This window comes from Cupriavidus sp. 22TCCZM04-2 (assembly GCF_057798895.1).
In genome coordinates, this window is sequence record NZ_JBYOJS010000006.1 from 12,143 (window position 1) to 25,781 (window position 13,639).

13 protein-coding genes and 1 pseudogene are annotated in these 13,639 nt (G+C 57.1%); 12 read left to right on the forward strand and 2 right to left on the reverse strand.

The genetic code is table 11. From position 1 onward, the window contains the following. Positions 1 to 56: 56 nt before the first annotated feature. The 3 genes and pseudogenes from AC3FKG_RS11360 to AC3FKG_RS11370 all read left to right on the forward strand — a co-directional run. Positions 57 to 881 (forward strand): hypothetical protein, encoded by an 825-nt coding sequence (locus AC3FKG_RS11360; RefSeq protein ID WP_488743111.1) that lies wholly within the window; start codon positions 57 to 59, stop codon positions 879 to 881. Positions 882 to 1,183: 302 nt separating this feature from the next. Beyond that, positions 1,184 to 1,609, forward strand: a complete 426-nt coding sequence (locus AC3FKG_RS11365; protein ID WP_488743112.1) for a hypothetical protein — start codon at positions 1,184 to 1,186, stop codon at positions 1,607 to 1,609. 195 nt (positions 1,610 to 1,804) lie between these two features. After that, positions 1,805 to 1,891: pseudogene (locus AC3FKG_RS11370) on the forward strand (HU family DNA-binding protein); the annotation flags it as partial. A gap of 550 nt (positions 1,892 to 2,441) precedes the next feature. On the opposite strand, the gene AC3FKG_RS11375 reads toward AC3FKG_RS11370, so the two are convergent. After that, positions 2,442 to 2,732: a hypothetical protein gene (locus AC3FKG_RS11375; RefSeq protein ID WP_488743113.1), complete on the reverse strand. Its 291-nt coding sequence runs from the start codon at positions 2,730 to 2,732 to the stop codon at positions 2,442 to 2,444. 610 nt (positions 2,733 to 3,342) lie between these two features. On the opposite strand from AC3FKG_RS11375, the gene AC3FKG_RS11380 reads away from it, so the two are divergent. After that, on the forward strand, positions 3,343 to 4,014 hold the full coding sequence (locus tag AC3FKG_RS11380) for a hypothetical protein (protein WP_488743114.1): 672 nt from the start codon (positions 3,343 to 3,345) through the stop codon (positions 4,012 to 4,014). A gap of 329 nt (positions 4,015 to 4,343) precedes the next feature. Here the strand turns inward: AC3FKG_RS11380 and AC3FKG_RS11385 are convergent, their stop codons facing one another. Further along, positions 4,344 to 5,048, reverse strand: coding sequence for a FadR/GntR family transcriptional regulator (locus tag AC3FKG_RS11385; RefSeq protein ID WP_488743115.1), 705 nt, complete (start codon positions 5,046 to 5,048; stop codon positions 4,344 to 4,346). Positions 5,049 to 5,215: 167 nt separating this feature from the next. Between AC3FKG_RS11385 and AC3FKG_RS11390 the strand changes: the two genes are divergently transcribed. From AC3FKG_RS11390 to AC3FKG_RS11425, 8 genes are all read left to right on the forward strand, one after another. Beyond that, positions 5,216 to 6,094, forward strand: coding sequence for a fumarylacetoacetate hydrolase family protein (locus tag AC3FKG_RS11390; RefSeq protein ID WP_488743116.1), 879 nt, complete (start codon positions 5,216 to 5,218; stop codon positions 6,092 to 6,094). Next, positions 6,094 to 6,879 carry an alpha/beta fold hydrolase gene (locus AC3FKG_RS11395; RefSeq protein ID WP_488743222.1) on the forward strand — a complete coding sequence of 262 codons (786 nt, stop codon included), beginning with the start codon at positions 6,094 to 6,096 and terminating at the stop codon, positions 6,877 to 6,879. Before AC3FKG_RS11390 ends, AC3FKG_RS11395 begins: the two co-directional genes overlap by 1 nt. A gap of 19 nt (positions 6,880 to 6,898) precedes the next feature. Further along, a complete protein-coding gene (locus AC3FKG_RS11400) occupies positions 6,899 to 8,230 on the forward strand; it encodes a metal-dependent hydrolase family protein (RefSeq protein WP_488743117.1) in 1,332 nt (443 codons plus the stop codon). 61 nt (positions 8,231 to 8,291) lie between these two features. After that, on the forward strand, positions 8,292 to 9,536 hold the full coding sequence (locus tag AC3FKG_RS11405) for an MBL fold metallo-hydrolase (protein ID WP_488743118.1): 1,245 nt from the start codon (positions 8,292 to 8,294) through the stop codon (positions 9,534 to 9,536). Positions 9,537 to 9,787: 251 nt separating this feature from the next. Further along, the gene (locus AC3FKG_RS11410) at positions 9,788 to 10,564 is read left to right on the forward strand and encodes an outer membrane protein OmpK (protein ID WP_488743119.1); all 777 of its coding nucleotides are present in this window, start codon (positions 9,788 to 9,790) and stop codon (positions 10,562 to 10,564) included. A 634-nt stretch (positions 10,565 to 11,198) separates the two neighbouring features. Beyond that, positions 11,199 to 11,825, forward strand: coding sequence for an HAD domain-containing protein (locus tag AC3FKG_RS11415; RefSeq protein ID WP_488743120.1), 627 nt, complete (start codon positions 11,199 to 11,201; stop codon positions 11,823 to 11,825). A gap of 349 nt (positions 11,826 to 12,174) precedes the next feature. Beyond that, positions 12,175 to 12,798, forward strand: a complete 624-nt coding sequence (locus AC3FKG_RS11420) for a tyrosine-type recombinase/integrase (protein ID WP_488743121.1) — start codon at positions 12,175 to 12,177, stop codon at positions 12,796 to 12,798. 401 nt (positions 12,799 to 13,199) lie between these two features. Beyond that, positions 13,200 to 13,631, forward strand: a complete 432-nt coding sequence (locus tag AC3FKG_RS11425; RefSeq protein WP_488743122.1) for a hypothetical protein — start codon at positions 13,200 to 13,202, stop codon at positions 13,629 to 13,631. Positions 13,632 to 13,639: the final 8 nt, after the last annotated feature.

A 13,639-nucleotide genomic window follows, 5' to 3' on the forward strand; every position in this document is an offset into this window, starting at 1 on the left:
CGCTCGTACCGTTAAGGCGCTCAAAATCGCCAACATCGCTATTGAATGGAGAACGTATGGCCAGAACTCCGAATGATGATCGCAGCGACAGCATGAATCCGAACAACCCCGCGTACGATGCGAGCGAGAACAACCGGGCAAATCAGATCGGTGCGAACTACGACGATTATGACGATGACCCGCCAACCCGCTCAACTGGATCGTCCCTTTCGTACGCTCCAGCACCGATAGAACCGACATCCCCACCGCGGGTCGTGAAGGCGGAACCGATTATTCCGCCGCGGCCGGTTCGCGTTCAGGGTCTGTATTTGCTGATCGTATCGAACGATGAGAAACGGAAGTGCGTCAAGGTGGACGCAGGCGCCATTGAGGAAGCAGTCAACGACGCAAAGACGATCTGGGACAGCAGACCGATCGCATACCTTGCGCTGTACGATAAGAAAAACATCTATATGGAGCAATCGCGAAGCAAACAGTTTAGCCCCGATGTGCTGCAAGCTATCGTCGAGCTTGGTGAACTTGAAAAGTTGATTTCGGTTGCGTCAGGCAGAACCCGTTCCGCACGGCGCAGCCTGAATAGCAATACCGGTTCGCGCTATGGACAGCGAACGCTTGAGCAATCCCTCGAGAGCTATGGAGCTTGCTACTCGGCTTTGCAGGGCTTGCGCGCAGAGAGGTCGGAACCAATTGAAGCGCTTTGCGCAAGAGGGTATAGCGTCACGGAGGAAACGGCACGCGAGTTTGGGCAGGACGGAAAGCTGACACAAATCGTGGACGCCAACGCGCAATGGGTACGGGATTTCCAGTCCGGAAAAGCACAGATCGACACAATTGCAGACGCCCTCTATCGTCCGGAGTTCATTCTGGAAGTCGAGGCATAGCACTCGCCTGGAAATTAATCGCCGTCGGTTTCGTTGACACGTTCAAATTTTCCAGAAAGCACGGAAAAACGGACGCTTTTGGGAAGTCGCGATTCCCGCTCAGAATCGACCACGGCCGACGGCGGCCGGCCGCAGCCGGCCAGAAGCGGCCATTGGTAGTGGACGGAGCACTTGCGTGTTCTGCGGTACATTCCAGCTTTTCCGCCGCGGATAATCTACGTGATTGCGGTAGCTTGATGCTTGAACGTTGGCACGCACAACATTGTCCAGTGCGGCTGCAATAGAGCTTGAGGAGACCACGAATGAGATTTGAATATGAGGAGACTACTCAGTCAGCCATTGACCATGAGAACAACATCAAAGTCTGGCAGTCGTCCAAGTTCTTCGATACCGATCATTTGAACTTTGAATATGCCGACGATCATCTTGAATTCGTTTTTGCTGCGTTCGAGGCTAAGCAGCGGTGTATTGCCACTATTGATGGAACTGCGATGGAGATCCATTTGCCGATAGCAATGTATGTGGTGGAGCTTACCGTAAAGCAAGGCGCACGCGTTTGGCCGACTCCGACACCAAGTAGGCAGGCAAGATACCCTGAGGTTCGCCGTGCCGTGGAGTATGGAATGTTCGCACTATGCACGCGGGGGGGAAGGCTTCTGAAAAAGGTCCCCGACTACCGTGTTGAATACATCCCTGACTTTTCGAACATACCGCGACTTCGATTCTGACGAACTCGGCCGTGACTCCCGGCTCGTTTCGGCGAACAGCGCGCTGAAATGAAGAAACCGGTGTTTCCACTGGCCTGCTGAGTTTTTATGTATTGCGATGTATCGATACATACATCGCCAATGTGCGTAAGCCCCTTTGCTGGCAAGGCGACCAGCGGACCATCCGCTCAACTATGCATGGTTAAGGTATAAGTCGGTCAAGACCAGTGGTGCGCCGCCAAGCCTGCCAGCGTGAAGGTAAAGATCCGACCGCTGAAGAAGCTGAAGGACGCCTCGGCGTAATTGCTCCGCACCCGTAGCAAAGGGAAAAGCCCTGAATCTCGCGATTTCGGGGCTTTTTGCATGGGCGTTTAGAACAAAGAATGCTGCGGCGTAGCGACCTGCTGCCGCGATGCTGACCTACCGGCGACAGTGCTTCGAAGGGCAACGCGCGCTCGCGCAATGCCCCGACGTCGTACTCAGGGGTTAGCCCGAGGCGATCCTTATACGCGGTGAGTTGCGCGATCTCCTCATGTTCACCCGCTGCGCATGCGAAAGCGTGAGGCACGCCATACCGCGTTGCCAAGATCTGCGGCCCAATTACACGGCGCACCGAACTGGGATGAATTGATCTACCACTCGAGCGATTGATGGCGCTCGCCGGCTAAGAGCCCCAACGGCCGCGCCTAGCGGCCGGCGTCACGATCACGTTCAGGACAGAACGCACCGATCGCGACAGCCAAGAAGCAAAACAGCCGACCAATCGGTCGGCTGTTTTCTTGAGAAGCCGCTGAAGGCTTGCGGAAGGTTTGGCTCGAACGACTACCCTTCCGCCCGCCTTGCTGACGCCGCCTTACTGCTTCGTGGCGGTGGGGACCGGCGCGACCTTCTCAGCCGCGACGGGGGTGGCCTTCGCTTTGGTCTGAGCCGCAGCCTTCGCCGTGCTCACCTTGGTGGTCTTGGCGTGCGCGGTGGCGTGCTTATGGGTAGCGGTCTTGGCGGGTGCCTTCACGGCGGGAGCCGGGGCGGCTTGCGCGACCGGAGCGGCCGGTGCCTGAGCAGCAGCGGGAGCCGGGGCAACGCCTTGGGCGAAAGCGGCGCCGGTGATGGCGAGGGAGGCGACAGCGGCGAACAGCTTCTTCATGACAAATCCTTCTTTGAGGTTAGAGACACAGCAAGTTGCCGTGCTTGCCCGTAGAAACGACCCACGTTGATTTGGCGTTGACGATGAAGTTGTGACAAACCGTAAGCGATGATTCTGCGGAGCTCAGCGCCGTTACGTCTGCCTCGACCCGAGAATTCACCGGTAGAGCGCTCAGTGGGCTTAAAAGCATGGGGTTCAACCCAAGCTGATCCAGGCAGGCAAGTCCACCCAGAATGCGCGACCTCAGAGGTCGCAATTCGCTTGACTGATTCCGCGGCGCAACGTTTGACGACGCTTACGACCAACGCCGCAGGAGACGTGGTCATGGCTCAATGGGACGGACGAATCATCGAACGGTTGCGTATCTCGTCGGCTCCGCTGCGACGTGACTTAGCCTTTTCTACTCCGACAGGCAAGAGTGCCCAGCTGATGAGCGCAATTCTCTCCTCCGGCGCCCTTCCCGAGGGGCTCTCGCGCAAGGCTTGGTAACATCGTCAATGGTCCGAGATTGGCCATGAGCGGACAGAAGGCCCCAGCCCCAGATGTGAGACGGCGCACATAGCGGATGCGCCGGAGACGAAACAATGGGACGACAAGACAGGGAGACAACATGCTCACAGATGACACCGCTATTATTACGTCCGCCTTTGTCGAATCGTGGGAACCTAGATACGACGAGATCGAGGATGATGAACCCGAATACCAAAGGATTATTCCCTTGGTCAGGAGCGAAATCTCCCGCGCCAGCAGGATCAGCGCATCGACTCTCACCCGAATCCTGGATTGGAAGTCGCCCAGAACCAAAGGCAAGATCGACTGGTGGCGCTACGACGATTACGCCGACACGTTCGCAGCAGCGACCCGCAATTCGTACGTGGACGAACGACTCGACATCATCTGTACGATGCGTGGCATGGGAGCGTGTGTCGGATCGACAATCCTGCATTTCATCTTTCCCGACGGCTACCCCATCTACGATGTCCGCACGGTCGAGACCCTGCTGTACCTCGGCGCAAAGATGCCGGCAACCCGAAACGTGACCAATTACCCCACCTTTCGCGACCAGATTGTTGGCTCGAGGTTGGATATGCCCCAATGGAGCTTGAGGCAGATTGATCGCGCCTTGTTTGCGTTCCACAAGTTTAACCCGCAAATCTTTGGTGCGCCCCTGAGCAACGGCCCCCGACGCACTGGCGATAGGGAAAGCGAATGGCATGCCCCCGATAGGGAAGCGGCGCGAAAATGTAGCGTCGCTTTCAGCAATAGAAAGAACCCTGTCTAGCCAATAGCTAACAGGGCTCTTTCATCTTCGTAGCTGGCTTCTCTGACGATCGCGGTATCAAGTTGGAGTGTCTGGCCCCGTTCAAAGCCGAAGCCGTACCAGCGGCCTTAACTTCAGGTACGGACGCGCCGCCGGCGATCGGCTGGCCGATGTCGCATGTCGGCCATTACGCGTCATACGTATGAGCTGTAGCCGCGACGTTCAGGCGGCGGCTTCGCAACCGAAAGCCGCCGCTGGCGCTCTGGAGATAGGTTTCGTGTGTCGTCGGTTCGCAGATTGGGGAGACAACACTTAAGGGGTATCGAGCGGTGTAAGGTTGCCCTGCGCACCTAACGGCTGAAAAGATTCTTCTGAATCTGTTGGAGATGCTGCTCCATGAGTTGTCTCGCAGTGGCCTCGTCGCGGTCTTTCAACGCCTCCACTAAAGCTCTGTGTTGCTCTTCGTACTTAGCCCGACGTTCGGGCGTCAAAGAGCGCTGCTTTAGCCGACCCCATTCGCCTTGCTCACGAACTTGGGTTGCGAAGGCCAGAATCTGACGAAAAAAGCCATTGTGTGTGGCAACGGCAAGGGCTTCATGAAGCGCACCGTCCCAATGCTCGAACTCCTCGACGGACTTCGCCGCTTCTGAGCGCTCAATGCATTCGTCCATGCGCGCGAAATCACGTGACGTTCCGAGCTGAACGATCAGCGATGGCATCAAGGGCTCGATGAGCAATCGCGCCTGCATAAGCTCCGCCGGACTAATCGTACCGGTGTCTGGAGCAGTCACCGCCCCGCGTGACTGTGGCTCCGGCACAGAAGCGACGAATGTTCCGCTGCCGACTACCTGCTTAATCACGCCCCGGTTCTTCAGTTCCCCCAGCACCCGACGCACTGCACCACGCGAAGCATTGAACTGCTCGCTCAGTTCCCGCTCCGCGGGAAGCTTGAACCCAACGGACATTCGGCCCGCATTGATCTCATCGAGGAGGTACCGCGCCAACGCCTTTGCGCCATCGGTTCGGACCACCTGACTGACGTCATTTTCGCTCATGGTAAACCCTTGACTAGTGCGTCTAGCCAGAAAAACATGGCCTCATTTTAGCGATCCAGTACCAATTGGTAAAGAATTTTCTCGTCAAGCGCTTGCATTGGTCTTTGTGTGGTACTACATTTCATCAACACCCGAACCAATCGGGCTTTTGTGCAAACGAGGACGACATGAAATTTGCAACCCTGAAAACCTCACAAGGTCCGCTGGTGGCCCTGATTGACGCGGATTCTCAGCAGTACTGGGCGGTCTCAGATCTGGTGCCAGCATTCAAAGGCGACATGGTCCAATTGGTACATGTTTACGAGGAAATCAAAGGCGAATTGACTCCCAAGACTGCTGGCAAGCCCCTGGGCGACGCCACTGTGCTGGCTCCCATCGGTGAGCCCCGGCGCAATATCTTTTGCGTGGGCAAGAACTACCATGACCATGCCAAGGAATTCTCCCTGTCTGGTTTCGACAGCAGCGCGAAGGAAGGCGAACACTCTCCGGATGCACCGGTCGTGTTCACGAAGCCCGCTTCTACCGTCATTGGCCCAAATGCCAAAGTCCCTAGCCATCCTTCGGTCACGCAGCAACTGGATTACGAGACGGAGCTTGCCGTCGTAATTGGCAAAGCCGGACGCGCGATCACAAAGGAAAATGCGTATGACCATGTCATGGGTTACATGATCGTCAACGACTTCACCGCACGCGACCTGCAGAAGACCCACAAGCAGTGGTTCCTCGGCAAGTCCCTCGACGGTTTCTGCCCGATGGGCCCGTGGCTCGTAACGGCCGACGAAATCGACGTCGAAAACCTCGATGTGAAATGCTGGATCAATGATGAACTTCGTCAGAACTCCAACACCAGCCAGTTGATTTTCGATGTACCGACGCTGATCGAAACCATCTCGGCAGGCATAGAGTTGCAGCCAGGCGACGTGATTGCGACGGGCACGCCGGCAGGCGTCGGCATTGGCTTCAATCCTCCCAAGTTCCTCAAGTCCGGCGACGTCATGCGACTCGAGATCACTGGGCTCGGGACCCTCATCAACGAGGTTGAATGATGGCGACCCAAGTACTGAACGGCATTGCAGTCGAAGTGTCCGGAGATGGCGATGCGGTTCTCTGCATCCACGGCCTTGGCGGATCCTCCAATACCTGGACGCCCGTGCTACCTGGATTCGGCGGATTCAAGGTCATACGCATCGACCTGCCCGGTAGCGCCCGCTCGGATATCGTCGGATCGCCACTCTCCATCCAGGGATATGTCGACGCTGTAGTCGACACGCTCCGCCATCTCAATGTGGAGAGCTTGCACGTCGCCGCCCATAGCATGGGCACCATCGTCGCACAGCACCTGGCAGTCCAGCATCCACAACGGGTAAAGAGCCTCGCGCTATTTGGGCCGCTTGTATGCCCCCCTGACGCAGGCAGGGCCGGCATCCGTACCCGAGCATCCTTGGCGCGCGAAGGGGCTGGAGGCATGCAGCAAATCGCCGATGCGATCGTCAATGGCGCGACGAGCCAGGAAACGAAAGCAGAACATCCCGCAGTACTGGCCCTGGTACGCGAAAGCGTGATGCGACAGCCGGCGGAGGGCTACGCCCAAAGCTGCGAGGCTCTCGCTGGTTCCGAATCGGCTCGGCTCGAGAGCATCACTGTGCCAACGCTTCTTGTTACCGGGGATCAGGACGGCGTCGCCCCCGAATCTGCAGTCAGCGCCATGGCATCGCGACTGAAGTCTGCTGCTGATGTCGTTGTGCTGACAGGTTGCGGGCACTGGACAACATTTGAAAAGCCCAACGAATGTGTGGAACTGCTGCGCCGGTTCTACCGCGAACTGAACTGAAAGTTCTGGAGGAGACATCATGACAAAAACCGTATTCAATAACGTATCGATCTTCGACGGCAGCGGCGTAGCACCCTTTCAAGGTTCAGTCCTCATCGCAGACGGCAAGATTGCAAAGATCGTCCGCGGCTCGGAGGAGCTTGACGTTCCCGACTCACGTACATTTGACGGCCGTGGCAGGTTTCTCATGCCAGGGATGACGGAAGCACATACGCACTTCTCGTGGAATGATCAGCCATCTTTGTCCGCTATCCAGTTCATGCCTCCTGAGGAGCACATCCTTTGGTGCGTCCGAGTCGCCAAGCGATACCTGGACATGGGCTGGACCTCAGCTATCGGCGCCGCAGCAGCAAAGCCCCGATTGGATGTCGTCCTGCGCAATGCCATCAATGCCAAGGAGTTTCCGGGGCCGCGCTATCTCGCGGGAAGTCAGGAAATCACCACCATTGGTGGCTTGGGCGACAACACGCTGCCGCATCTGCCGTTCCAGGAACTGAGCTTCGGCAGCGTATGTAGCGGACCGGAAGAAATCCGGAAGTCGGTGCGTACCTTCATCAAGTACGGCGTGGACCATCTCAAGGTCAATCTTTCCGGTGAGTACATCGCCGGCATTCCGGCCGAGATGTCTCCCTTCTCGGAAGAGGAGATTGCGATGGTGGCCGCCGAGGCGAAGCGATACGGCAAGCGCGTAGCGGCACATGCCCGCTCAAGCGAGTCGGTCAAACAGTGCGTAAGGCACGGACTGGAGATGATCTACCACGCCAGCTTCGCAGATGAAGAAGCGCTCGACATGCTCGAAGCCAACAAGGACAAGCATTTCGTTGCACCTGGCATCGGCTGGCTCGTGCGCACTTGCTTCAACGCCTCGGAGTACGGCATCACCCCTGAAATTGCCGCAAAGATGGGATACCAGCGCGAGCTCGAGATCGCTTCCGACACACTGTCGAAAATCCACAAGCGCGGCATCCGCGTCCTGCCTGGAGGCGACTATGGCTTTGCTTGGATGCCTCATGGCACCAACGCAAACGACCTTCAGTACTTCGTGGACTATATCGGGATGACACCCACGGAAGTTCTCGTTGCCGCGACTCGCTATGGCGCACAGATCATGATGCGCGAAGAAGACCTCGGTCAGATTCGCGAAGGATTCGTCGCGGACCTCGTGCTCGTCGATGGCAACCCGCTCGAAGACCTCAGCATCTTGACGGATCCCGATCGGATTGCACTCGTGATGCAAGAGGGCGTCATTCACAAGGAGTGCAAGGATGTGCGTCCGCCTAGCGCAGCGCTGCACATCGCCACCGAGGATCGGCCGCTTGTCGACGAAGGCGTGCGCAAGGCTATGCACTAAAGCGCCGGACTGATGGCATTGCCACCTACAACGAACAGGCGCGGCAACAAGAGGAGACGCAATGTGTGATTGTATTGGCCAAGCGCTCGAGCTTGGCATGAGCCGGCGCGGCTTTTTCAAATCAGGATGGAAGCTTGCCGGTGCGGCGGGACTACCTCTACTGGTCGGGCAGCCCCTAAGTGCTGCGGAACTGACCAATCGGGAAGCGACGGTTTCCGCATCGAAAGTAGCGGCGCAGCAGTTCGATACGCGACTGGTCCTACTCGGCACTGCCGGCGGCCCAGTCTGGTGGCCGAATTGTGACAGAGAGGGCATCTCATCTGCCCTAGTCGTTGGCGATGCAGTCTATGTCGTCGACTGTGGCGACGGCGTCGGCAAGCGCTATAAGCAGGCTGGACTGGGACAAAACAATCTGGTGTCTGGCATGTCCGGTATGGAGAACCTGCGAGGCATCTTCCTGACTCACTTGCACTCCGACCATACGGTCGATTACTTTAATCTGTTTCTCTTTGGCTGGTATAACGGCCTGACCGGAGTCAAGCAGCCGGTGCACGTCTATGGGCCGGGACCGCGCGGCCAGTTGGAGCCGATCTTCACGCCCCCGGGGCAGCCTCCCCGAAAGGAGCCGGCACTGATCAACCCTGAAAATCCCACGCCTGGTACGGTCGATATGACCAACTACCTCTACCAAGCGTTCGCAGTCGATATCAACGACAGGCTGCGAGATGCCGGCCGGCAAGATCTGCGTGACCTCATCAAGGTACACGACATCAAGCTGCCGCACATACCGGGCTTCAAGAGCCCCAACGAAACGCCTGAACCCGAAATGGCACCGTTCGTCGTCCATGAAGACGATCGCGTTCGTGTGTCAGCTACCCTAGTCAACCATTTTCCTATCTGGCCCGCTTACGCTTACCGTTTTGATACCGATGATGGGTCGGTGGTATTTTCCGGTGACACATGCCCAAGCAAGAATTTGATTCGGCTTGCCAAGGATGCAGACGTCCTTGTCCATGAGGTGATAGATGTCGCATGGGTAGACGCTCTGTTTCCGCCACCCGTCACGCCTAAGGAGGAGGCGTTTAAAAACCACCTCCTCAGTTCCCACACCTCCATCGACGACGTCGGCAAAGTCGCCGAGGCGGCTGGAGCTAAAACGCTAGTGTTGTCGCATATCGCTCCGGGTCACGCACCGAAAGAGAACCTTTTGCGCGCTCAACGCAACTTCTCCGGCCAATTGATTGTCGGCGACGATCTCATGCAAATCGGCGTAGGACGGAAGCGCTCGCAACGAAAGAAAGCCTAACCCACTGCAGAAGCGGCGGTCCCGTCAAGGCGGGACGGGTTCCCGACCAAGTCCGTCCCCACCGGTCAACGGACTCGCCATGGGACGCCGATAACCGTTCAGACCCCAGTAGTGACACGCAAGGATGATGGCTACGTGCCATCGAGGCCCCTCATTTTCCTAAAAACAGTAATTGCAAGCCATCAACGCAGGAGCCACTGCGTTCCTGCGATTTGAAAGAACAAAACACAGACGTGTCGAGGAGACAACGAATGAATGCACTGCATGCTGCGATGGTGGTTGCTTTGAGCCTGACTGTCCTACCGGGCACGGCGCCCGCTGCGGACTTCACCATCAACAGCCTTAGCGTCATGGCCTCGAACCAAGCCAAGCCCGATGCGATCTACGGGTATGGCACGAGCAACGAAAAACTCTTGTCCTATCAGTTCGAGCACTTCAGCGGACATAGTTGGGGGGACGTCTATTTTGATGCCGAAGCATATCAAGGAAAGAACGTGGGTACTCCGTTCGATCAGGGCAAGAACTTCCAGAGCCTGCTTGTTCTGAACCCACGGCTTTCGTTGGGAAAGGTGACGGGGCATGACCTATCGTTCGGTCCTGTTTCCGACGTATCGTTGATTGCTCGCTGGGAGTTGGGTAGCTATCCGAGTGTAGACAACTACCATTCACAGAACTATGGCGTCTCCCTGAACTTCAAGGTGCCGGGATTTTCGTACTTCGAGTCAGGTCTGCTCTACCGCAACACAAACTTCGACAAGCGGACGTGGCTGTGGCGTTCGGTTTTGATGTCGGAACCGGTTTCCCTCTTCTCGCAAAAACTCCATTTCAATCTACTGTCCCTGGTCACCGGAAGCGAGCAGCACGGAACCGAAATTTTCGAGCGTGGTGAAGCGCTATGGGAGATCGCCGGAAACCCGGCCTATCAGCTTGGAGTTCGTCTCGAATACGAGCGGTACAAGAACGATCCTATCAACGGTCGAACATACCAGCGCTGGCTGCCGCTTCTGATGTTCAAGTACACCCTCTGAACGAGCAGAGCGGTTGGTGCGAGCGTGAGAACAGTGCGAACATCAACCGCTTTATAACTGGTCTTGGTCCGATATTACCGGTAGATGTCAACCACCAATGGTGATCCGCCGGGGCTTGCATCACTATAGTAAGTTTCGCCCGGCTTCTAGGCGAATGCCTGTTCCAGCCACAAAGCGGCCACTCGACGAACGTTCCGCGAGAGACTGTAACGGGTCGGGGACAGCCTTTCCAGGATGAAGACTTAGTCGTGGACAGCGCTTTTTCGCGTACAAGTTGTCGCGAGATCGCGAGGCAATCAGTAAATGACTCGGTCCAAGGAAAGGCCGAGACCCCGATGCAAGTGCCCGCCATTGACTGCGCACCCTCGAAAGGTGGGTTTTCCAAGTAAAACGGGCATTTCATGTTTCCACATGGAAACCCCCATCCAGCGCGCAGAGACGCGAGGATCAGCTTGGTGCGGTACGGCGCCGAATCGCAAAGGACATCGTGCTTGTCGACAGGTTTGAGTATCCATGCCCTTGGCAGTTTCAATACAATGGCGAGACCCACTTCCCTTCCTCGGAGCGCCCTTGTCGGCCGTTCTGGGCTCCTTCTGAAGCGTCCGCGGATCTGTGCCACGGCAAACAGCACCTTATGCGCCACGCCCCCACCCTATTTGTTGATTTCGACGGCACACTTCACGCTGGTAGTGCCCACCTCGACCGGGAAGGCGGCATCACGCTGGACTCCGGACGCCCACTCTTCGAATTTGCGCCAATCCTCGTCGGTCTCCTTAGCGCACACCCGGACGTCGAGATTGTCCTGACCACGTCCTGGTTAGACAGGCTTCCGCGCGAAGTGGTCATTGCGTACCTGCCTTCGGCGCTGTCACAGCGCGTTGTGGATACCACGGCGACGGTCAGACCGCGCTTCGGTGCCGTCCAGGATGGAACCGCTAGAACGTACGTGATCGCCAAGTACGCCTACGAGCATCGCCTCGCGCATTGGCTGGCCATCGATGATTCGGTCTATGGCGCGCACGCTTACGGTGACAGTGCTGATGGCAATGACGATGATCACTATCTACTGCTGGACTCGTCGCTCGGCCTCAGCGACGAACGGGCCCAACAGAGAATTCGGCGCTGGCTCGACAAGGCCACCGCCCTACGCAAGATTTCGGCGCTTCGGCAAGTGCAAATCGCCCAAGGCCAGGTCACCGACATCGAGGATGTCTACTCAGAGCTGGACCGCCAGGAAAAGCAGCCACCGAACAAGGGATAACGGGATGCGCCAAGCGCATCCATTGTGACAAGTCATCCTTGCAAGCCATTCCGAGGCTCCAATTGGCTACCCACAAATCGCGGGTCGAGAGCTCGTCAGAGCCGACCTGAGGCGTCCACCTATTGCCGTACCAACAAAATCATCCCGATCTTGCCATTCAGACGACCGCTTCGCCCGGAAACTGCCGTTGGCGAAACGCACGGTCCAGTGACTGTAGTGGGTCGAGCGGAGACCGTCGAGCGACCGCTCTGCCAAATTCCACCTCCGGCGAAGCTTCTTCGAAGGCAGGAAGGCCCCTCGCTAGCTGAAGGCGCAGACTTGGTTTCCCTTAACCCGAAAGGAGACCATCATGGAAACTGCCCTCCAATCTACGCGCCAGATACCTTGGAACAAGGGTCGGTTGACGGGCCAAAAACCTCCGCTGAAGTTGAACGAGATATGGGCAATCCGAACTCGGCTTCAGCTCACGTCAAACGTTCGCGAACTGGCGTTGTTCAACCTTGCCATTGATAGTAAGCTTCGCGCGTGTGATTTGACTCGCCTGCGCGTGCAGGACATCTGCGTCGGCAACCAGGTGGGTGCCCGTGCAACGGTGATGCAGCAGAAGACGCATCATCCCGTACAGTTCGAGATCACCGAACAGGCACGTGAAAGCGTTCAATGCTGGATTCGGACGCGAGGGCTGAAGCTCGGCGATTACCTCTTTCCGAGTCGTCTTCATTCATCCCCGCATCTTTCAACACGACAATATGCACGGATCGTCCACCGGTGGGTCGCCTCCATCGGCCTGGACGATTCAGCCTATGGAACGCATTCGATCCGGCGTACCAAGGCCTCGCTGATCTATCGACGCACGAAGAACCTGCGTGCAGTTCAACTGCTTCTCGGGCATACCAAGCTTGAAAGCACCGTGCGCTATCTTGGTATCGAAGTGGACGACGCGCTCGAAATGGCAGAGCAGACGGAAGTATAGTTGAGTGACCTTGGCCGGCCAGCGGTCGCTTGCCGGCCTGAGCGGTCGTTCCATCGAGTTCTCAAACGGACATTCGAGCGGCTGCTTCGCCCAGGAAGCTGTCGTAGATTAAGCGCACGATCCAGAGGCCATAGTGGGTCTGTAGTTGCCTCTGGCGCCAGCACGCCCGTGCGCGGGTGGGACAACGTCAGAGTCCGGCTGCGGATTCATCGGTCGACGCACCAGCTTGATGGAATCGTTCAGCCGGTATGCGACCGACCAACAGACTGCCTGCATGCTACAGTCACCTGACTTACGCCATCGAGATGGGTATGTCGCATTTTCGGATGTCAATTGTTGATTCCAGCAACATCGCGTGCTCCGACACGCCAAGCACATTCCTACGCCCAAGGAGAATTGACATGACAATTATCAGAGCGGCGCTCCTTGGCATGATGCTGGCAACGGCGTCCTCCGCACATGCAATACGTTGCGAAGGCAGTGGCAAGACACTTTACACTGAAGATTCGGCATGCCCAGATGGCTACGGTATTGTTAATGGCTCTCCCCAAGGCAGCGTATCGGTCCTTGGAAAGAGCGAGCACGTGCGTAAAGATGAAGCGAGCTTCCTGTCTGATCGCGCATCGGAGCGGAAGACAATGCGCGGTCACGAAGCCAGAAGCAAGGGAGACTCTGGCGTAGGCCAATCCCGCGCCGCGGTGTGCGAATCCCTGGCAGATCAAGCGAGATCTGTTGACGCCACGATGGAACAACCGAATGATCCCCACGCACTCCGTGCCTTGCGAAAGATCCACCGAAACATCCGAGACGAGCAGCAACAAAACGACTGCTAGTCCACTGA

Coding starts and splice junctions, on each gene's coding strand:
- AC3FKG_RS11385 (WP_488743115.1), bottom strand. CDS start 5,048: ATGAGCGAAAATGACGTCAGTCAGGTGGTCCGAACCGATGGCGCAAAG.
- AC3FKG_RS11365 (WP_488743112.1), top strand. CDS start 1,184: ATGAGATTTGAATATGAGGAGACTACTCAGTCAGCCATTGACCATGAG.
- AC3FKG_RS11360 (WP_488743111.1), top strand. CDS start 57: ATGGCCAGAACTCCGAATGATGATCGCAGCGACAGCATGAATCCGAAC.
- AC3FKG_RS11395 (WP_488743222.1), top strand. CDS start 6,094: ATGGCGACCCAAGTACTGAACGGCATTGCAGTCGAAGTGTCCGGAGAT.
- AC3FKG_RS11405 (WP_488743118.1), top strand. CDS start 8,292: ATGTGTGATTGTATTGGCCAAGCGCTCGAGCTTGGCATGAGCCGGCGC.
- AC3FKG_RS11410 (WP_488743119.1), top strand. CDS start 9,788: ATGAATGCACTGCATGCTGCGATGGTGGTTGCTTTGAGCCTGACTGTC.
- AC3FKG_RS11420 (WP_488743121.1), top strand. CDS start 12,175: ATGGAAACTGCCCTCCAATCTACGCGCCAGATACCTTGGAACAAGGGT.
- AC3FKG_RS11400 (WP_488743117.1), top strand. CDS start 6,899: ATGACAAAAACCGTATTCAATAACGTATCGATCTTCGACGGCAGCGGC.
- AC3FKG_RS11415 (WP_488743120.1), top strand. CDS start 11,199: ATGCGCCACGCCCCCACCCTATTTGTTGATTTCGACGGCACACTTCAC.
- AC3FKG_RS11425 (WP_488743122.1), top strand. CDS start 13,200: ATGACAATTATCAGAGCGGCGCTCCTTGGCATGATGCTGGCAACGGCG.
- AC3FKG_RS11375 (WP_488743113.1), bottom strand. CDS start 2,732: ATGAAGAAGCTGTTCGCCGCTGTCGCCTCCCTCGCCATCACCGGCGCC.
- AC3FKG_RS11390 (WP_488743116.1), top strand. CDS start 5,216: ATGAAATTTGCAACCCTGAAAACCTCACAAGGTCCGCTGGTGGCCCTG.
- AC3FKG_RS11380 (WP_488743114.1), top strand. CDS start 3,343: ATGCTCACAGATGACACCGCTATTATTACGTCCGCCTTTGTCGAATCG.